Source organism: Flavobacterium sp. SORGH_AS_0622 (genome assembly GCF_030818825.1).
GTDB lineage: Bacteria > Bacteroidota > Bacteroidia > Flavobacteriales > Flavobacteriaceae > Flavobacterium.
On record NZ_JAUTAX010000001.1, the window covers coordinates 1,475,727 to 1,494,217 of the forward strand.

Annotated in this window: 16 protein-coding genes and 1 pseudogene; 10 read left to right on the forward strand and 7 right to left on the reverse strand. The window is 33.0% G+C overall.

All coding sequences use genetic code 11. The annotated features are described in order from the left end of the window. Positions 1-78: 78 nt before the first annotated feature. A pseudogene (gene yidC / locus QE431_RS06405) lies at positions 79-1,993 on the forward strand (membrane protein insertase YidC). A 70-nt stretch (positions 1,994-2,063) separates the two neighbouring features. On the opposite strand, the gene QE431_RS06410 reads toward yidC, so the two are convergent. Next, positions 2,064-3,044: a fasciclin domain-containing protein gene (locus QE431_RS06410; RefSeq protein WP_307293943.1), complete on the reverse strand. Its 981-nt coding sequence runs from the start codon at positions 3,042-3,044 to the stop codon at positions 2,064-2,066. A 273-nt stretch (positions 3,045-3,317) separates the two neighbouring features. On the opposite strand from QE431_RS06410, the gene QE431_RS06415 reads away from it, so the two are divergent. Both QE431_RS06415 and QE431_RS06420 read left to right on the forward strand, forming a co-directional pair. Next, positions 3,318-4,028 (forward strand): toxin-antitoxin system YwqK family antitoxin, encoded by a 711-nt coding sequence (locus tag QE431_RS06415; RefSeq protein ID WP_057118835.1) that lies wholly within the window; start codon positions 3,318-3,320, stop codon positions 4,026-4,028. An 89-nt stretch (positions 4,029-4,117) separates the two neighbouring features. Further along, positions 4,118-4,675, forward strand: coding sequence for a DUF4956 domain-containing protein (locus QE431_RS06420; protein WP_307293945.1), 558 nt, complete (start codon positions 4,118-4,120; stop codon positions 4,673-4,675). On the opposite strand, the gene QE431_RS06425 is transcribed toward QE431_RS06420, so the two are convergent. After that, positions 4,672-6,549 carry a PEP/pyruvate-binding domain-containing protein gene (locus QE431_RS06425; protein ID WP_307293948.1) on the reverse strand — a complete coding sequence of 626 codons (1,878 nt, stop codon included), beginning with the start codon at positions 6,547-6,549 and terminating at the stop codon, positions 4,672-4,674. The genes QE431_RS06420 and QE431_RS06425 overlap by 4 nt on opposite strands. Positions 6,550-6,691: 142 nt before the next feature. On the opposite strand from QE431_RS06425, the gene mnmA reads away from it, so the two are divergent. From mnmA to QE431_RS06445, 4 genes are read left to right on the forward strand one after another with little or no spacing between them, the layout of a single operon-like run. After that, positions 6,692-7,879 (forward strand): tRNA 2-thiouridine(34) synthase MnmA, encoded by a 1,188-nt coding sequence (gene mnmA, locus QE431_RS06430; protein ID WP_373428852.1) that lies wholly within the window; start codon positions 6,692-6,694, stop codon positions 7,877-7,879. A 40-nt stretch (positions 7,880-7,919) separates the two neighbouring features. Then, positions 7,920-9,527: a S8 family serine peptidase gene (locus tag QE431_RS06435; RefSeq protein WP_134140843.1), complete on the forward strand. Its 1,608-nt coding sequence runs from the start codon at positions 7,920-7,922 to the stop codon at positions 9,525-9,527. A gap of 9 nt (positions 9,528-9,536) precedes the next feature. Further along, positions 9,537-10,481 (forward strand): nitronate monooxygenase family protein, encoded by a 945-nt coding sequence (locus QE431_RS06440; protein ID WP_134140844.1) that lies wholly within the window; start codon positions 9,537-9,539, stop codon positions 10,479-10,481. Between the two features lie 20 nt (positions 10,482-10,501). Beyond that, complete coding sequence (locus QE431_RS06445; protein ID WP_057118822.1) at positions 10,502-10,912, forward strand: hypothetical protein; 411 nt, start codon at positions 10,502-10,504, stop codon at positions 10,910-10,912. Positions 10,913-11,002: 90 nt separating this feature from the next. Here the strand turns inward: QE431_RS06445 and QE431_RS06450 are convergent, their stop codons facing one another. After that, a complete protein-coding gene (locus QE431_RS06450) occupies positions 11,003-11,443 on the reverse strand; it encodes a DUF4268 domain-containing protein (protein WP_057118817.1) in 441 nt (146 codons plus the stop codon). A 91-nt stretch (positions 11,444-11,534) separates the two neighbouring features. Here QE431_RS06450 and QE431_RS06455 point away from each other — a divergent pair, with 91 nt between their 5' ends. After that, positions 11,535-12,185, forward strand: coding sequence for a CoA pyrophosphatase (locus QE431_RS06455; RefSeq protein ID WP_307293956.1), 651 nt, complete (start codon positions 11,535-11,537; stop codon positions 12,183-12,185). Between the two features lie 126 nt (positions 12,186-12,311). Next, positions 12,312-13,121: a 1-acyl-sn-glycerol-3-phosphate acyltransferase gene (locus QE431_RS06460; protein ID WP_057118813.1), complete on the forward strand. Its 810-nt coding sequence runs from the start codon at positions 12,312-12,314 to the stop codon at positions 13,119-13,121. 126 nt (positions 13,122-13,247) lie between these two features. On the opposite strand, the gene QE431_RS06465 is transcribed toward QE431_RS06460, so the two are convergent. From QE431_RS06465 to QE431_RS06475, 3 genes are read right to left on the reverse strand one after another with little or no spacing between them, the layout of a single operon-like run. Next, positions 13,248-13,880, reverse strand: a complete 633-nt coding sequence (locus tag QE431_RS06465) for a hypothetical protein (protein WP_057118811.1) — start codon at positions 13,878-13,880, stop codon at positions 13,248-13,250. A gap of 8 nt (positions 13,881-13,888) precedes the next feature. Then, entirely contained in the window at positions 13,889-14,383 is a 495-nt protein-coding gene (locus QE431_RS06470; protein WP_008462500.1) for an RNA polymerase sigma factor, read from the reverse strand. A gap of 42 nt (positions 14,384-14,425) precedes the next feature. Then, positions 14,426-15,487, reverse strand: coding sequence for a DUF3810 domain-containing protein (locus QE431_RS06475; RefSeq protein ID WP_057118809.1), 1,062 nt, complete (start codon positions 15,485-15,487; stop codon positions 14,426-14,428). Positions 15,488-15,830: 343 nt separating this feature from the next. Between QE431_RS06475 and QE431_RS06480 the strand changes: the two genes are divergently transcribed. After that, positions 15,831-17,291 (forward strand): aminoacyl-histidine dipeptidase, encoded by a 1,461-nt coding sequence (locus tag QE431_RS06480; protein ID WP_307293986.1) that lies wholly within the window; start codon positions 15,831-15,833, stop codon positions 17,289-17,291. Positions 17,292-17,602: 311 nt separating this feature from the next. Here QE431_RS06480 and QE431_RS06485 read toward each other — a convergent pair whose 3' ends face one another. Then, positions 17,603-18,376, reverse strand: a complete 774-nt coding sequence (locus QE431_RS06485) for a carboxypeptidase-like regulatory domain-containing protein (protein WP_057118806.1) — start codon at positions 18,374-18,376, stop codon at positions 17,603-17,605. Positions 18,377-18,491: the final 115 nt, after the last annotated feature.

An 18,491-nucleotide genomic window follows, 5' to 3' on the forward strand; every position in this document is an offset into this window, starting at 1 on the left:
TAATTCATTCTAAGAGGTGTAACTTTTTAATCAAACGAATAACTAATAACCTCAAACGAATAACTTTTTTTAAAAATAATGGAAGAAAAAAAATTTGACCTTAATTCAATCATTGGTTTTGTATTGATATTTGGAATTTTGATTTGGATAATGTACCAAAATCAGCCTTCTGATAAAGAAATTGCTGCTGAAAAAGCCAAGAAAGAATTAGTTGCTAAACAAGAGGCACAAGCAAAAGCGGATAAAGCTAAAACAGCATCATTACCAGCTGCAGCGGTAACTCCTGGCGACACAGTACAATTAGCTCAATTGCAAAAAACTTTAGGCGGATTTGCTTATTCTGCAACACTTCCTTCTGCGAAAGAAGCTTTTACTACAATCGAAAACGAAAAGATTAAACTTAAAATCGCTAATAAAGGTGGTTATATTGTTGAGGCTACTTTAAAAGAATTCGAAAAAATTAAAAAAGGTTCAGGTCAATTAGTTGAATTAATCAAAAACAATAATTCAAACTTAAATTTACAGCTTCTTACTACAGACAATAGAACGTTAAATTCTAAAGATTTGTATTTTGAACCAACATTAGAAAAAATTGGTGCAGATCAAGTTTTATCTATGCGTTTAAAAGCAGGTGCAAATGAATTTTTAGAGTACAAATACATTCTGAAACCAAACGACTTATTTAGTTGGTTTTGATATTCGTTCTCAAGGTTTAAACAGAGTTTTAAATTCTGCTAAACCAGTTGATTTACAATGGGATTTAAAAACGTATAGAAATGAAAAAAGTATTTCTTACGAAAATCGTTATGCTCAAATTGATTACAAATACAACGAATCAAAATACAGTAACGTAAGTTCTCACGGACAAGGAAAAGAAGAAACTCCAGAAAAAGTAAGTTTTGTAGCTTTCAAGCAGCACTTCTTTACGACTATTTTAGCTACGGAGAAACCATTTGAAACTTCAAAATTACAATCTGATGATTTAGTTAAAGATGAAAAAATCGACACTGTTTTTACAAAACAGTTTAGAGCAAATTTACCTTTAGCATTCTCAAATGGTGAGATTGATTACAAAATGAGTTTGTATTTTGGTCCTGCTGATTACAAAACATTAAAATCTTACGATAAGAATTTCGAAAAAATCATTCCTTTAGGATGGGGAATTTTTGGATGGATTAACAAATTTATCTTTATTCCGTTATTTGGGTTTTTAAGCTCAACAATTGGATTGTCATTAGGAATCGCAATCATTATTTTTACAATTATTATCAAATTGGCCATGTCGCCAATTACGTATAAGTCATTCTTGTCTCAGGCTAAAATGAAAGTTTTAAGACCTGATATTGCAGAGTTGGGAGAAAAATTCAAAAAAGACCCAATGAAGAAACAGCAAGAAACAATGAAACTGTACAACAAAGCAGGAGTAAACCCAATGGCAGGATGTATCCCAGCATTGATTCAGCTTCCTTTTATGTATGCATCGTTCCAGTTTTTCCCAGCGGCTTTTGAATTAAGACAAAAAAGTTTCCTTTGGGCAGACGATTTATCATCTTTTGACTCAGTTGTAAAATTACCATTTACTATTCCGTTGTATGGAGATCATATCAGTTTGTTTCCAATTTTGGCGGCAATTGCGATTTTCTTCTACATGAAAATGACATCTGGAGATCAGCAAATGGCAGCGCCTCAACAAGAAGGTATGCCGGATATGGCAAAAATGATGAAAATCATGATTTATGTTTCGCCATTAATGATGTTAATTTTCTTTAATAGTTATGGTGCAGGTTTAAGTTTGTATAACTTTATCTCAAACTTAATTACAATCGGTATTATGTTCGTGATTAAAAACTACATCGTAGACAGCGAAAAAATTCACGCTCAGATTCAAGAAAATAAATTAAGAGAGCCTAAGAAACCAAGTAAGTTTCAACAGCGTCTTCAAGATGTAATGGAACAGCAAGAAGCTGCAAAAGCTCAGAATAAAAAGAAATAATACTTTTTTAGTATATAAAAAGAAACCGTCTCGTTTTTTAACGAGACGGTTTTTTTACAATTAGTTTTATCTAAAATTTCGGTAATAAAACCTTGTCAATGACATGAATTATTCCATTTGAGCATTGCACATCTGTTGCTATAATATTACTGACTCTATTACTAGCGTCAGTAATTTTTGGACCGCCAGTTAAGTTAACTGTAAAATTTTGACCGGCAAAAGTACTTACCACTTGTCCGTTTGTTAAAGCAGATGATTGAACATTTGCACCAGTAACTACATGATATTTTAAAGTAGTTTCTAAAACATTAGCAGGAATAGCAGGAAGACCCGAAAAACCAGTTTCGGTTAGGAAACTTGTAAAAGCAGCATTTGTAGGAGCAAAAACAGTAAATGGAGAATTTGCAGTTCCTGATAAAGTTGCAGCAAAACCAGATGAGGCATTGTATGTCAAAGCAGCAACCAGTGTGGTAAAGTTTTTATTGGCCACTGCATGGTTTACAATTGTTGGTAATCCGATAACGCCATCTACTATGTGAATAACACCATTAGAAGCTTCAATATCTGCAGTAGTTACCATCGCACCTCCATTTGTTTTCCCGCCGTTAATGTCGACTCCTGTGCCTTTTTCCAGATACATACTGATAGTGTTCGAAGTTGAAGCACTTCCTTTAGCTAAAGTTTTTACATATCCAGTAGCTATTTCAGAGGATTTTACCTTTGTGCTTAAAACGTGGTTCAATAGAATTTCTTTTAAAGCAGGAACAGGAACTGCGTTAAGATTAGCATATCCATTTGCTTGTAAAAAAGCGGTAAAAGCAGTATTCGTTGGTGCAAAAACGGTGTAGGTACCAGAAGAGTTCAACGTGGCAGCCAAATCTGCTTTTTCCAAAGCTGCAACTAGTGAGCTAAGATTAGGATTTGTTTTCGCGATCGCCACAATTGTTTGCGGTTGTTGTGAATCATTATCATCATCATCGTTGTTACATGAAATACTGACGAAAGCGATTAATGCTAATAAAGCAATTAATTTAATTTTGATTGTTTTCATAATATAGTTTTTTGTGTTTGTTACTACTAAGTTATCTATTTTTGTTTAACGAAAAAAGAAAATAATTAAACATTTATTAAAATTAGTAATTATTTAACTTTTGTTTATTCTATTGGTTTTTAGTTAATTATGAGTTTAGTGCTTTTTAATTAGTGGGAATAGCCTTAAAAATGTTAAATCATATTTTTTGCTTAAAAGGCTCTTGTTATCCTTAAAATGGTTATATTTTTGTAATAAAACTCAATATTTGTTGTTATATAGAAAAAATAGATTATGAAAAAATTTTTGCTTTTGTTTTTAATAAGTATTGCGGCTTATTCACAAGAATCTAACAAGGTAGATGCAAGCGGTAAAAAAGATGGGCTTTGGAAAGGAATTTACACCGAATCTAAGCGACCTCGTTATGAAGGAACTTTTAGTCACGGAAAAGAAACGGGGATTTTCAAATTTTTTGATGATACCAAAAAAGGAGATGTTATCGCTACTAGGGATTTTAGTGCCAATGATGGAAGTTCGTATACTATTTTTTATGATCAGAATAAAAACAAGGTAAGCGAAGGTAAAGAAGTTGGAAAATCTCGTGAAGGCGAATGGAAATATTACCACAAAGCTTCTAAAGTTTTGATGACTGTTGAAAATTATAAAAACGGAAAGCTTGAAGGCTTGCGAACCATTTATTATCCTAATGAAAAAGTGGCAGAGGAGATGATGTATAAAAATGGTTTAAAAGAAGGAGCTTACAAAAAGATGGGACAGGATGGAACACTTTTGGAAGAGTCGAATTTTAAAAATAACGAATACAACGGTGATGCTGTTTTTTATGATTCAGATAAATCTGTTGCTTCTAAAGGCAAATTCGTAAATGGTAAAAAAGCAGGAATTTGGCAGTTTTATCAAAAAGGAAAATTGGTCAAAGAAGTAAATATGAGTGATCCAAAAAACACCAACAAAGCTTCTGAAAAAGGGCCGGCACCCAAAAAATAGTCATCTAATACATTTGTAATTACTTCATTCAAAATAAAAAAGAAAAAGAATAAATTGTTTACATTTGGGTAACCAATTTATTCTAACCAATGGATTTACGCGAACTTTTAGGAAGATTTCTGCTGTTGTTTTTCTCAATTTTGGTTTTGTATTTTTTCTCCAATAGAAAGGATAATGCAACCATAAATCCATTAATGGTAATTGTTGGGTTGTGTACATTTTCACTGTGTTATCTTTTTACCAAAATAGAAATCGGAGTTGGAATTGGGTTTGGATTGTTTGCGATTTTTTCGATACTTCGATTTAGAACGCAGTCTTTTACCGTAAATGCTGTAATCTTTCTTTTTGCGACAATTACATTATCGATTTTAGATATCATGTATCCTTTTGAAAAGATTGAACTGCTGTTGTTTTTTCAAATTATCATAATCGGATTTTATGTTATCGCTTCAATTATTGTCAATAAAAAAGCTTCCAAATACTTAAATTCAGTCGATGTTAAAATTCCGCTTGACGAAAGTTTTTCTTTAAATTCAGAAGTAATTAGAAAATCAATTCAGCAGAAAATTAAAATAGAGGATTTTGATTTTAGAATTGTCTTAATCAACACCGCTGCAAACGAAATAGACTTATTGGTTTTTTATTAATCATTAAAAGGGCGAACCTGTTTAATATACAGATCTCTTTTTTCGCCGACAATCTTAAACTCAATATCTACCGGATGAAATTGGTTTTTACGCCAATAACGATACATTTTGGTTTCGATTTTTTTACTGACAGTATATAAATTACTCATTTCTTTTCTGCTCAATAAAGGTTCATTATTATTCAAATTGGAGTTTGAAGTATAATCAATATCAAAATCTGTTTCGTCTTTTCCGTCATTAAAATGATAAGCAACAAACTGTTCGCAGATTTCGCCTTTTTCGGGTTTCACAACAGAATTTTCTCCTTTTTGAACATTAACCGTAATTCCAGGAAAGTTTTCTCTGAATATATTTTTTGTGATTATTACGCCATTTGCCAATTCATCAGGAAAAGAACGATGAACCAAAACTCCCATAGCAATGTTTTGCTGGTCGATTCCAAAAAGTTCTCTTTCGTTGTATGAAGCTTCATTCCAAACACTTGCCCAAACTTGTTTTATAGCTTTTTCGAATGTTTTGATGCTGTCACCAAGAATTCCTGTTTTAGAATCGTACAGTCCAGCGCCATTAAAATCATCCAGATCTTCTGCATTTGTAGAAGATCGAAATCTGAAGTTTTTAAATTTGGCGTCTTTAAAAGCCATATTCAATTTTGATATTAATTCAGGATCAATAGGTTCTTTTTTGATAGCGTCTCTAACTTTCTTTAGCTGTTTATTAACCCAAACCGTGGAATCTTTTTGAGAGGAAGCTAAAAGCTCTGCAATTAATGGAGAAATGGCAGGATTCTGAATATGCTTTGTATAATAGTAAAACGGAATAGCATGTGCATTTTCTGGAACTTTAAACGGAATTTCTTTAGAAATTGCAATTAAATACGCCATGTTTTGCGCCTTCGAACCGATATAATTAATTCCCTTTTTTGGAATTTCAGATAGATTGACCAATTCTGTAACGCTATTGTCTATAACTAGCTTTTTCTTTTTTCCAGCAGATTTTGTTGGAATTTTTTTGGTGGTTTCTTTGATGAAAAAAGTATCAACTTCAATTTTTAATTCTACTTTTTTAGAAAGCAGTTTGTTGATATTGTTATCTTTTTCAATATCCGTATAAGCCATTATCGGAATCTTTCTGTTTTTTCCTAATAGAACCAAATGGCTCAATGGAGTTTGAAGTTCATTTACAATAATTCCTCGTACATTTGGGAGGATATCAGGTGTTCCATCCACAATGATAATTTCATCTGAATTAGGTTTCAATGTTTCTAATTCTTTGATTTTATATTTTTTTAGAATTCCGACGTTGCTGCCACCAACAACTTCTTGGTATTTAATTTCATTAAAAATATAATCTGATTTCACGCAGGGAATTGAAAATTTATCTTGCCGAGACCATTCCATCATTTCAGGATTATTCAAATAGAATTTTAAATTCTGCCCGATAAAAGTGGAGTTCTTGACTAAATTGAAAAATCGTTCAATTAATGGAATTGGCATATGATCAGAAGCAGCGAGTTCGAAAATCCATTTTTCAGTTCCTTTAATGTGATTTAAATTTCCGAGCAGAAAATCCCTGTCTTTTTCTGTGTTGCTATAGTTTCTATTGTTAAAAACATCGAGATCTTGATTATAACCCAAATAACCTGTTACAAAATCATAATGCAGTAAAATAAGAGTACTGTTGAAATAATACATCTTCTGTTTTCGCAAGTCATAAATAACTTTAACCGATTCGATATTTGAAAATTTATCAGACAAAGGTTTTCCTCTAAATGCTTTGTAAGCTTCGTAGTTTGGAAGAGACGAAACAAATCGCTGCGCACTTAAAGTTGTTAAGACGAACAAGAAAAGTAGGCTGTAAATGTATTTTTTCATTCTATTGAAATTGAAGATTAAATGTACTTAAAAAAGTAATAAGTTTTATCTACTGCGGGATTGCTTAAAGTAATGAAAACCTTTGTGCGATTTTCTATTATTTGGCGTACCTTTGCAACCTTAAAAAATTAAACATTTCAAAATGAAACGAGTAGTTGTTGGACTTTCAGGTGGAGTAGATTCTAGTGTTGCAGCCTATTTACTGCAGCAGCAAGGATACGAAGTTATTGGCCTTTTTATGAAAAACTGGCATGATGATTCGGTTACTATTTCTAACGAATGTCCTTGGCTTGAAGACAGTAATGATGCGTTGCTTGTTGCTGAAAAACTTGGAATACCGTTTCAAACTGTTGATTTAAGCGAAGAATACAAAGAAAAAATCGTTGACTATATGTTTAACGAATACGAAAAAGGAAGAACTCCAAATCCTGACGTACTTTGTAACCGCGAAATCAAATTTGATGTGTTTATGAAAATCGCTCTAAGTCTTGGAGCAGATTATGTTGCGACTGGGCATTACTGCCAAAAAAGTGAAATCGAAGTTGACGGAAAAACAGTTTATCAATTAATTGCTGGGAATGATGTAAATAAAGATCAATCTTATTTTTTATGTCAGTTGTCACAAGAGCAATTGTCTAAAGCGTTGTTTCCAATTGGTGCTTTGACAAAACCAGAAGTGCGCGAAATCGCTGCCGAAATGGAATTGGTTACCGCAGAAAAGAAAGATTCTCAAGGATTATGTTTTATAGGGAAAGTTCGCCTTCCAGAATTTTTACAGCAAAAATTACAGCCTAAAGAAGGTAAAATTGTTCAAGTTGATAAAAATGATGCTATTTATGTTGGTGAAAAACCAGCTGGAATTTCTTTAGAAGAAAATTTAAAATTAGAATCTCAAAAGTTAAACTACGTTCCAACAATGGGAAAAGTAGTGGGCAAACATCAAGGAGCGCATTATTTTACTGTCGGGCAAAGAAAAGGGTTGAATGTTGGAGGAACTACAGATCCATTATTTGTAATTGCTACAGATGTTGAAACGAACACTATTTATACAGGTTTGTCAAGTTTACATCCTGGATTATTTAAAAAAGCACTTTTTGTTGGAAAATCTGAAGTACACTGGGTTAGAGAAGATTTGGCTTTGAAAGCAGGTGAGAAAATGGAAGTGATGGCTAGAATTCGGTACCGTCAGCCATTGCAGAAAGCAATTCTGCATCAATTTGAAGATGGAATGTACGTTGAATTTGAAGAAGCACAGTCTGCCATTACAGAAGGACAATTTGTTGCTTGGTATTTAGAAAATGAATTAGTTGGTTCGGGAGTAATTTCTTAGCTTTATACCTTATTTGGAAGAAATTCCTCAAAGGTACGCTATGAAATATAACTTTACTTTCCTTTTATTACTTCTTTCGTTTGCGGTATTTGCACAAGAAGATGCGTGGGTTTATTTTAACGGAAAACCGAATGCGCAGTTGTTTTTTGATAATCCGTTGACAGAACTTTCTCAGAAAGCTTTAGATCGAAGAACCAATCAAAATATCGCTTTAGATATTACAGATGCTCCTTTGGAAACTACTTATGTAAGCCAAATTAAATCCAGTGCCGGTATAACAGTTATGGCGCAGTCCAAATGGTTGAATGCACTTCATATTCAGGGAACTCAGGCAAACATAAATGCATTAAAAACATTGCCTTTTGTCCAGAAAATAGAATTTGCTGATAAAACTTTAAACACTACAGCCAAAAAAGTTTCGGAAACTAAAACAGCTAAAGGTCTCAATAAGCTGGAGGCGGCAATAGATTATTCGTATGGCAATTCTGCAAATCAAATTCAGATGCTGAACGGACAAATTTTGCATCAGCAGAATTTTACTGGAGAAGGAAAAATTATTGCAGTTTTTGATGGTGGTTTTCCAGGCGTAAACACAGCACAGCCTTTTGAGAATCTTAGAAATAATAACCGAATTTTAGGCGGTTATGATTATACAACAAGAAATGCAAATTTCTACACAGGCAGTGATCACGGGACAAAGGTGCTTTCTACAATGGGCGGTTACAAAGAAAATTCGTTAGTTGGAACAGCTCCAAATGCTTCTTATTATCTTTTTATTACAGAAATTGGTGCTTTAGAAAATCCGGTAGAAGAATCGCTTTGGGTTGAAGCTGCCGAAAAAGCAGATGCTTTAGGAGTCGATATAATTACTACTTCGTTAGGATACTTTGGTGATCGCGACGAGTCTAGATACAATCATACTTACAGCGATATGAATGGAATTACCAATTTCATTTCGCGTGGTGCAGAAACAGCATTTAGTAAAGGGATTTTAGTTTTGGCTTCTGCTGGAAATGAAGGAATTCAGGTTGAAAAACATATTGGCTCTCCAGCTGATGCAGTTTCGGTATTGGCAATAGGTTCTGTTAATGCTACTAAAGTGAGGGCTAGTTCAAGTTCGATTGGACCAAGTTATGACGGAAGAATAAAACCAGATATAATGGCGCAAGGCGTGGCTTCAGTAGTCTCTGATCCAAACGGAAATATTGGAACCGCAAATGGAACATCTTTTTCTTGTCCGATAATGGCTGGAATGGCAGCCTCTTTATGGCAGGCGTTTCCAACTAAAACCAATAAACAAATTCGACAAATGATTTTGGCTTCTTCTGACAGATTCACAAACCCGGATAATAATTACGGTTACGGAATTCCGAATTTCGGTGCGACTTTAAGTGTTGATGATTTTGTTGCAGAAGCTTCTTTTGCTGTATATCCAAATCCTGTTAAAAATGAAGTTTCTTTTTCTTTTTTAACCGAAAATAACACAGCCTCTGTCACTATTTATTCGGTGTTAGGCCAAAAATTAATTGAAGAAAAGATTAATAATTCCAATCCAATTCTCTCTTTGCAGTCATTACAAAGCGGACTCTATTTTTATAGTTTTGATGCTGATAATCTGCATAAAACAGGAAAGCTAATCAAGCAATAATTTATTTGAATGAATAAAATCACACAACTTTTTAATATAAAATATCCAATTATTCAAGGCGGAATGATTTGGAACAGCGGATATAAATTAGCTTCGGCAGTGAGTAATGCGGGCGGTTTAGGGCTTATTGGCGCAGGTTCGATGTATCCAGAAGTTTTGAGAGAACATATCCAAAAATGTAAAAAAGCTACGGACAAACCATTTGGTGTCAACATTCCAATGTTATACCCAAACATTGAAGAAATCATAAATATCGTGATTGAAGAAGGCGTAAAAATTGTTTTTACTTCTGCAGGAAATCCTAAAACTTGGACTTCATTTTTAAAAGAAAAGGGGATTACAGTAGTGCATGTGGTAAGCAGCAGTGTTTTTGCCCTAAAAGCACAGGATGCAGGTGTAGATGCTGTTGTGGCGGAAGGTTTTGAAGCTGGAGGACATAATGGACGTGAAGAAACCACGACGATGACTTTGATTCCGATGGTGAAAGAAAAAATTCAGATTCCCTTAATTGCCGCGGGTGGAATTGCAACAGGAAGAGGAATGCTGGCTGCAATGATTTTGGGTGCCGATGGTGTTCAAGTTGGAAGTCGTTTTGCAGCTTCTGTAGAATCTTCTGCACACAATAATTTTAAAGAAACTATAGTTAATACTAAAGAAGGAGATACGCAATTGACATTGAAAGAATTAGCTCCAGTTAGATTAGTCAAAAATAAGTTTTACCAAGACGTTCAGGAATTGTATAAACACTGCCCTTCAAAAGAAGAATTAGCACAGCTTTTAGGTCGTGCAAGAGCTAAAAAAGGTATGTTTGAAGGCGATCTGGATGAAGGCGAACTTGAGATTGGACAAGTGGCAGGGTTGATTCATAAAATTTTACCAGTTGAAGAAATTATTCAACAAATGATCGCCGAATTTGAAGTCGCATGCAAAGAAAAGACTACTTTTGAGTTTTAATTATCCGCAAGAAAATATCTATGAATTTTTTACGCACCTATATAGTAATACTTTTTCTGGTATTTGGATTCCAGCAGGCTCAAAGTCAGTCTTATCATTTTAAAACCTCAGGATTTAGCGTTTTAGAGAAAAATGAAAGAGGGAAATGGGGCGAATGGTCCAATTTGGATTTAGTAAATCTTTCCGTTGTTTTAGATACAAATAAACATAGAATCGTTGTTTATTCACAGGAAATCCAGCTTTTTAGTATTTTAGATTATATCGAGCGTGAAGAGAATGATACCGATATTGTGTATTCTTTTGTGTGCAAAGACAACGACGGCAGAGAATGCAAACTTTCCATTATAACACGTAAAAAGCAGGATTATCGTAAACAGCTTTATATTAATTACGATGACCATATTATTGTTTATAATATTTTTACGGTATAAAATAGTAAACCCGGCAGATTCTAAAATCTGCCGGGTTTGTTATATATAAAATCTTTGAACCTTAATCTCTAAAAGCCTCAGAACCTTTTTCTATAAAACATCAATATCCTTAATAAACTCATCATACTCTAAATAAAACATTTCCAAAGCATGCATATTTTCATTAAAGAAATCAAAAATTGTATCCCAGTTATTTCGGTTGCTAAAACCAACACCCGTTTTTTCGACCCAGATTCGGCTGATTGTTTTACCGCTTTCTAGAGTGTAATTTTTTTCAAAAACCAAATCTTTAATAAATTCTTCTTCTAGAATGTTTTTTAAAGCTTCTATTTTTTCGAAGTAAGCTGTACGCTTTTCATCACTTCTATGTTCAATATCAATTAAAACCTGAGCCTTCTTGTTATCAACATAAAATTTAAAAGAGAAGTCTTTAATCTTTGTATCATAAAGCACCCATTTGCGAGGATATTTTTCTGCAAAAGCTACCCAAAATTCTCTTTTAATTTTTTGTGATTCTTCTCTGCTGTACATTTTTTAGGCTTTAATTTTAGAAAACTTGCGGTACTGCGTTTTCTAGAGTATATTTATGTTTTATTTAAAAGTACAAAAATAAGCTTTGATTATGAATTTTCAAGACTTTTTGAAATATGTTCCCAATATTATTCCGGTTGAACTGCCAGCGGTCGAATCACATTTAAAAATGGCTCCAAAAGAACGCGTTGAGGGATTAAAAAATCTTGATATTGAAGCACTGAATGCTAGAATGGCAGGAGTAATGATGCTGTTTTACCCAAAGCAGGAAAAAACACATTTAGTTTTGATTGTAAGAAATGCTTATGATGGAGTGCATTCTGCTCAGATTGCGTTTCCTGGAGGAAAATATGAAAAAGAAGATTTGAATTTTGAAACTACTGCACTGCGCGAAACTCAGGAAGAAGTTGGAGTTGCCAGTGATAAAATAGAAATAATCAAACATTTTTCTCCCATGTATATTCCGCCCAGTAATTTTTTGGTGCATCCGTTTTTAGGAATTGCAAAAGAAGAACTTTCTTTTTACCCTGATATTAGAGAAGTTGCAAATATCATTGAACTGCCTTTGTCGGTTTTTTTAAATGATGAAATAATTATCGAGGCCAGATTATCAACTTCTTATGGTGCTAATATTTTAGTGCCGGCTTTCAATATTCAAAATCATGTGGTTTGGGGTGCAACAGCAATGATCTTGAGCGAATTGAGAGATGTATTAAAAATGACTTTTGGGCATGAAATTTAAAAATATTTATTTAACAATTTGATATTCATTTTAATAGGTGTAAATTGGAGAAATTGTTTTAAAGTGTTGCTAAAAGAATAATTTTTGTATGTTTGCGACCTAACAAAAAAATAAGATAAATTAGTTATGGGATTGTTTAAACGAAATCCTTTTGGGCATATATTATTCATCAAGAAATGGTTAATCCGAATTTTGGGTGCCATGACGCATAGAAGATATAGAGGTTTTAACGATTTGCAGATTGAAGGATCTGAAATTATTAAAACACTCCCAGATTCTAATGTCTTATTTATATCCAATCACCAAACTTATTTTGCAGACGTTGTTGCAATGTTTCATGTGTTTAACGCAAGTTTAAGCGGACGTCAAGATACTATTAAGAACATTGGCTATTTGTGGCAGCCTAAAATGAATTTGTATTATGTTGCTGCAAAAGAAACCATGCAGGCAGGATTACTGCCAAGAATTTTGGCTTATGTAGGAGCAATTACAGTCGAAAGAACTTGGCGTGCTAAAGGCGTTGATGTTACAGAGAAACGCGATGTAAATCCAAACGATACCGAAAACATTCGAATTGCTCTTGAAGATGGCTGGGTTATTACTTTTCCGCAGGGAACTACAAAATCTTTTAAGCCTGTTCGTAAAGGAACTGCTCATATTATCAAACAGCATAAACCAATTGTAATTCCGATTGTAATTGATGGTTTCCGAAGATCATTCGATAAAAAAGGACTTCGAATGAAGAAAAAAGGGATCCTGCAGTCTTTCATCATCAAAGAACCTCTTGATATTGATTATGAAAACGATACAATCGAACAAATTGTAGAAAAAGTAGAATACGCAATCGAACAGCATCCTTCATTTTTAAAAGTAATTCCAGCAGAAGAAATTAAAGCACAGGAAGAACTTAATAAACTCAGACAGTGGGATTATTAGTGATTTTAGATTTCTGATTTTAGATTTTAGATTTTAGATTGTTTCAGGTTTCAAGTTGTCAAAAAAACTTAGAACCTTAGTATCTTAGTATCTCAGAACTTTAGCGTATCTCAGAACCTTGGCAACTTAAAAATCTATTTTCTTCAACTCCTTATAATTAGTATATAATCTTCTTAAAAGAGTTCCGTAGATTATTCTGTAGAAACACCAGAATAAACCGAAGAAGCCTAAAATTACCAAGAATAATATTCCTATCGTAACAAACATAGCTCTTCCGTTTAAGGCTAATTTTTCTCTCAGAAATTCCATATCTGGATTGTAAACAAAAGCAATAAAGAAGCTTAAAATAGCCGTTATTACAATCATTCCTAAATTATACCAAACATAGTACTGAACTGTTTTTCTAGTCTTTAAAATGGCGCTCATTAATGATTTGGTGGCTACAGTAGTCGAAATCGTTTTGTAGTTTTTATAAAAAATATACACAAAAATGAGAACGACAATATAATTAAAGTATGTTAGAAACTCTAAAGCCATGATAATTTCTGGATGATTGATTTTTTTCAAAACATCATCCGTATTAATAAATAAGTTTGAAAAAGTCCAAAACGAAATTTCCAAAATACTGATAATCAAAATCCATTTTACTATGGAAGATGATTTTTTGTGAATCATCTTATAGATTTCAGTTTCAGAAATTTGTTGAAAAGAACCTGAGTTCTTCTGCCAGTCTTTTTTTAGTAAATCCAGTTCTTTCATAATAATTTTTAAGGATTTAGTATTTTTTTAAGTTTCCCTTTAATTCTGTTCATTTTCACGCGCGCATTCACTTCGCTGATTCCTAAGGTTTCAGCTATTTCTTGATAATCTTTGTCTTCTAAATACATAAAAACTAATGCTTTTTCGATGTCGTTAAGCTGATAAACTGCTTTATACATCAATTTTATCTGTTCTTCTTCTTCGTAATTGTAGTCAACATCTTTTACAAAATGCTGGTGGTTTTCATAATCTACGGTAGAAATAGTTCTTTTGGTTTTGCGGTATAATGTAATCGCGGTGTTCAAAGCCACGCGATAAGTCCAAGTCGAAAATTTACTGTCGCCTCTAAATTTTGGATAAGCCTTCCAGAGCTGAATGGTAATTTCCTGAAATAAATCTTTATGAGCATCTTCTCCAGCAGTATATAATCTACAAATCTTGTGGATTATATTCTGATTTGCCTGCAATTGCGCAACAAATGACTGTTCTAGATTTTCGCTCATAAAAGTATTAGTAGTTATGAAATCATTTTTGTTACAGTTGAATCAAAGTTTTCTGGTTTTATAATAATTAATTGCCAAGTCAATGAATTTGCTGTAACTGTCCATACCATCTTTTTGGTTGTTTGATTTTAAGAAATTATCGTAAAGAAAATAAAATCCTTCATCAAGAAAAGTATCGTACTTTTTGTGAAAGTCTTGACTTTCCTTATAATTTTTTAAGATACCAATATGTACAGATTTCTTTAATTGATTAAAAACTTTCTCGTTTTTGAATTTCCAGATTCCTAAACAATAATTCAATGTAAAACTATATCCAGCATACTGATAATAAAGATTATCATTTTTAGCGGAAGCTAAAAAGCCTATAAAATTACATTCACTTTCACTGGCAAAACCAATTTGATGCGCCATTTCGTGCGCCGTAGTTTGAGGAAAAGTGTACATTGGCAGTAAATAATTGATCTGAGCCTCATTGGTAAACGGATTCAAATAACCGCCAAAACCCATATAAGTCAATGGTGTACTGAATAGGGATTTCTTAACGCTTAAAATTTCATATTTAAAATAAGGATGTTCCTTCGCTAAATTGTCATAACCGTTTAAAATCATTTTAAACGATTCTTTTTGAGAGTAAGGAAAAACAATTTTTGCTGTGTCATTTTTAGTAATTGCAAACTGAACTTCATTCGTTTTTGTAATTAATCTTTTCGTAAAAGCTAAAAGATCAGCATCTGTATACTCTCTCTTGATTTCCATTTTTTCGAAAAGAGGCTCTCTATAATAATTGAACGCCCAAAGAAGATGAAAGAAAAAGTAAAAAACAGAAATTTTGCTTAATATCTTTAAAAGATGATCTTTCCAATCTGTTCTCCATGTTTTACGGATTTTCCAAAACCAGCCAATTATACCTAAAATTAGAAAAGCATAAATACAATCTCCAATAGAAAATGGAACTTTTCCTAGTGCTATCCTTAAAAAATGAGAAATTCTAACAAATAAATTGTTACTGTAAAAACCTTCAACAAAGTCTGGAAAGAAGGCGAGGATTCTTAAAAAGATAATTTGAACAAGAAGAAATATAGGTAAAATGTATTTTGATCTCACGGTTTAGGTTTTTTATAAAAATAATAATTAAATAGAAGTTGAGTTTATTTTTTTGAAATTTTATCATTCTATAAATGGATTATAATATAAAAACTTTTAAATATTGCTATTTAAATGTGCCGTCAGGCACAATTGATTGGTAGAGAATTTATGCATATTGAAGCCAAGAGTTCCATAGGAACGCATGATAGCTCCTTGTTTTATTTTATTACCAACGAAATGCCACTATGTGGCATAAACAGGGAAAAGATTTCTGGATTAATATCCTATAATTTGTATCGAAAAAAGCATTTAAACTTTGTAACTTTGAAGCTCTTAATTGTTAAACATCAAACAAAATATAATGAGTCAAGAAGTAAGAAATCTGGAGCCAAAAGCACTTTGGAATAAATTTGCAGATTTAAATGCCGTTCCTCGTCCATCAAAAAAAGAAGAGCGCGTAATTGAGTTTATGAAAAACTTTGGAAACAGTTTAGATTTAGAGACTTTCGAAGATGAAATTAGAAACGTAATCATCAGAAAGCCGGCTACACCAGGAATGGAAAATCGCAAAGCTATTGTAATGCAGGGGCATTTGGATATGGTTCACCAAAAAAATGCAGATACAGTTTTTGATTTCGATACGCAGGGAATTGATATGTATGTTGATGGAGACTGGGTTCGCGCTCGCGGCACAACTCTAGGTGCAGATAACGGATTGGGAGTAGCTACAATTATGGCAATTTTAGAAAGTAAAGATATTCCGCATCCAGCAATTGAAGCTTTGTTTACAATTGATGAAGAAACAGGAATGACTGGTGCGCTAAACCTAAAAGGCGGAATTCTTCAAGGTCAGATTTTATTGAATTTAGATACCGAAGAAGACGATGAAATTGACATTGGATGTGCAGGAGGAATTGACGTTACGGCTACAAGAGCGTATCATGAAGAAGAAGTTCCAGAAGGCTCTGTTGGTTACACAATTACAGTAAAAGGACTAAACGGAGGACATTCAGGAATGGATATTCATAAAGGTTTAGGGAATGCTAATAAAATAATGAATCGTTTATTATTTGATGGATTTGAAAACTTCGGTTTACAGATTGTTGAAGTAAACGGTGGAAGTTTAAGAAATGCAATTCCGAGAGAAAGTGTTGCTAAAGTAATTATTTCTCAAATGTTTGATGAAGCTTATGTGTATGATATGCAGGAAATTATTTCTGACATCAAAGCTGAATACAAAACAACTGAGCCAAACTTATCAATTGAAATTGTAAAAGGAGAACTACCTGAAAAAGTAATGGATTTAGGGGTTCAGGAAGGAATCATCAGAGCGATTTACGCCGCACATAATGGCGTTTACAAAATGAGCGCTGATATGGCAGATTTGGTTGAAACTTCAAATAATATCGCGCGAGTAATTATTAAAGACGGAGAAATTTCGATTGGATGTTTAACGCGTTCTTCTGTTGAATCTTCAAAATTTGATTTAGCAAATTCTTTACGTTCTGCTTTTGAATTAGTAGGATGCGAAGTTGAACTTTCTGGTTCTTACCCAGGATGGTCTCCAAATGTTAATTCTGAAATATTAGAAGTTTTAAAAGAAATCTACGAAAAGCAAAATGGAGAACAGCCTAAGGTTGTAGCTTGCCACGCTGGTTTAGAATGCGGAATTTTAGGAACAAATTATCCAGATATGGATATGATTTCTTTTGGCCCAACAATTCATGGAGCACACTCTCCAGACGAAAGAGCTAGTATTTCTTCAGCTCAAAAATATTGGAAATTTGTACTAGAAATTCTTTCGAATATTCCAGTTAAATAGTTTTCAGTCACGGTATTCAGTCACAGTTAATTTCAGTTTCTAAGAAAACTGTAAACTGTGACTGTAAACTGCGACTAAAAAACTTAATCTCTCTTAGGAGTATTTTTCTTTTCTCTTTTTTCTTCTTTCTTTTCTTTAGCCGTTTTTAACGGTTCTTTTTTTGCTGTTTTTTTAGCATCTTGACCCTTTGACATAATTTATTGATTTTGATGGTGTTTTAGTAAATGTAAAGCTTTTAAAAACTTAAACGCCAAAAAAAATCCTCAATTTTAGAATTGAGGATTTAAATATTTTCCTTATGAAGGAGATTCTTAATTACGTTTTAATACTTTATACTGCTCATAACAAGCGCTAATGGCATCCATAATCTGAAGATCATTTGCAGTTTGTATAAAAGAATCAGAATAGTTACATCTGTGCATGATTTCAGGAATCTCGTCTTTGCTGACTCCTAATAACACGGCAACTGTTTCGCGGTCGTATTTAGATTCCAGAAGTGTTCGTACCGTATCATCTTTCTTCATCTCCTTTAGCTTCTTGAGTTCTTTACCGTTTTTTCCAAAGAAATTATAGAGCATATCCGCGGGGTTAAATATTGATCCTAATACTTTACCAAAGGCATTTGGAGCATATTCTCCTGCTTCATAACCTTGCGTAAGTCCAGAAATGCTGTAACGATAGTTTTCTTTTGTTGGAATTAATTTAGAATCAATTTCAAGATATCCTGTTAAAGTAAACGGAGCAATGATAACCTCCTCTAAAGCAATTGCTTTTTCAGTAAGCTGAATACGGGTTACTTTATTTTTTATCCAGTCATTTGTAACTCTAATTCTTAGAGATTGAAACCCTAGAATAGAAAAGTGAAGTGTGTCGTTAACCTGAACATCAATTTCAAAATATCCTTTTTCGTCAGATTTTGCACCGCGAACTTTGTTAGTGTTAATAACGTTTACACCGGCAAGAGGTTGTTTACTGTTGTCATTAATAATATAACCTGAAACTCTTTGAGGAACAGTTGGCTGCGTATCTTGCGCAAAACCAATGTTAGCTAGAAGAATAAAAAAGAAAACTGCGAAATATTTCATATCCTGATTTAAAGCTCTAAAAGTAGTAAATCGGGATTAAATATTTTGCAGTCTTGGAATTTAATTATAAGAAAATTAACAAAGGAAGCAGTCTTGCTTTAGTAATTACAAAACT

Excerpts from the sequence above, each read along its gene's own strand:
- QE431_RS06410 (WP_307293943.1), bottom strand. The coding sequence starts at position 3,044 with ATGAAAACAATCAAAATTAAATTAATTGCTTTATTAGCATTAATCGCT.
- QE431_RS06415 (WP_057118835.1), top strand. The coding sequence starts at position 3,318 with ATGAAAAAATTTTTGCTTTTGTTTTTAATAAGTATTGCGGCTTATTCA.
- QE431_RS06420 (WP_307293945.1), top strand. The coding sequence starts at position 4,118 with ATGGATTTACGCGAACTTTTAGGAAGATTTCTGCTGTTGTTTTTCTCA.
- QE431_RS06425 (WP_307293948.1), bottom strand. The coding sequence starts at position 6,549 with ATGAAAAAATACATTTACAGCCTACTTTTCTTGTTCGTCTTAACAACT.
- mnmA (WP_373428852.1), top strand. The coding sequence starts at position 6,692 with ATGAAACGAGTAGTTGTTGGACTTTCAGGTGGAGTAGATTCTAGTGTT.
- QE431_RS06435 (WP_134140843.1), top strand. The coding sequence starts at position 7,920 with ATGAAATATAACTTTACTTTCCTTTTATTACTTCTTTCGTTTGCGGTA.
- QE431_RS06440 (WP_134140844.1), top strand. The coding sequence starts at position 9,537 with ATGAATAAAATCACACAACTTTTTAATATAAAATATCCAATTATTCAA.
- QE431_RS06445 (WP_057118822.1), top strand. The coding sequence starts at position 10,502 with ATGAATTTTTTACGCACCTATATAGTAATACTTTTTCTGGTATTTGGA.
- QE431_RS06450 (WP_057118817.1), bottom strand. The coding sequence starts at position 11,443 with ATGTACAGCAGAGAAGAATCACAAAAAATTAAAAGAGAATTTTGGGTA.
- QE431_RS06455 (WP_307293956.1), top strand. The coding sequence starts at position 11,535 with ATGAATTTTCAAGACTTTTTGAAATATGTTCCCAATATTATTCCGGTT.
- QE431_RS06460 (WP_057118813.1), top strand. The coding sequence starts at position 12,312 with ATGGGATTGTTTAAACGAAATCCTTTTGGGCATATATTATTCATCAAG.
- QE431_RS06465 (WP_057118811.1), bottom strand. The coding sequence starts at position 13,880 with ATGAAAGAACTGGATTTACTAAAAAAAGACTGGCAGAAGAACTCAGGT.
- QE431_RS06470 (WP_008462500.1), bottom strand. The coding sequence starts at position 14,383 with ATGAGCGAAAATCTAGAACAGTCATTTGTTGCGCAATTGCAGGCAAAT.
- QE431_RS06480 (WP_307293986.1), top strand. The coding sequence starts at position 15,831 with ATGAGTCAAGAAGTAAGAAATCTGGAGCCAAAAGCACTTTGGAATAAA.
- QE431_RS06485 (WP_057118806.1), bottom strand. The coding sequence starts at position 18,376 with ATGAAATATTTCGCAGTTTTCTTTTTTATTCTTCTAGCTAACATTGGT.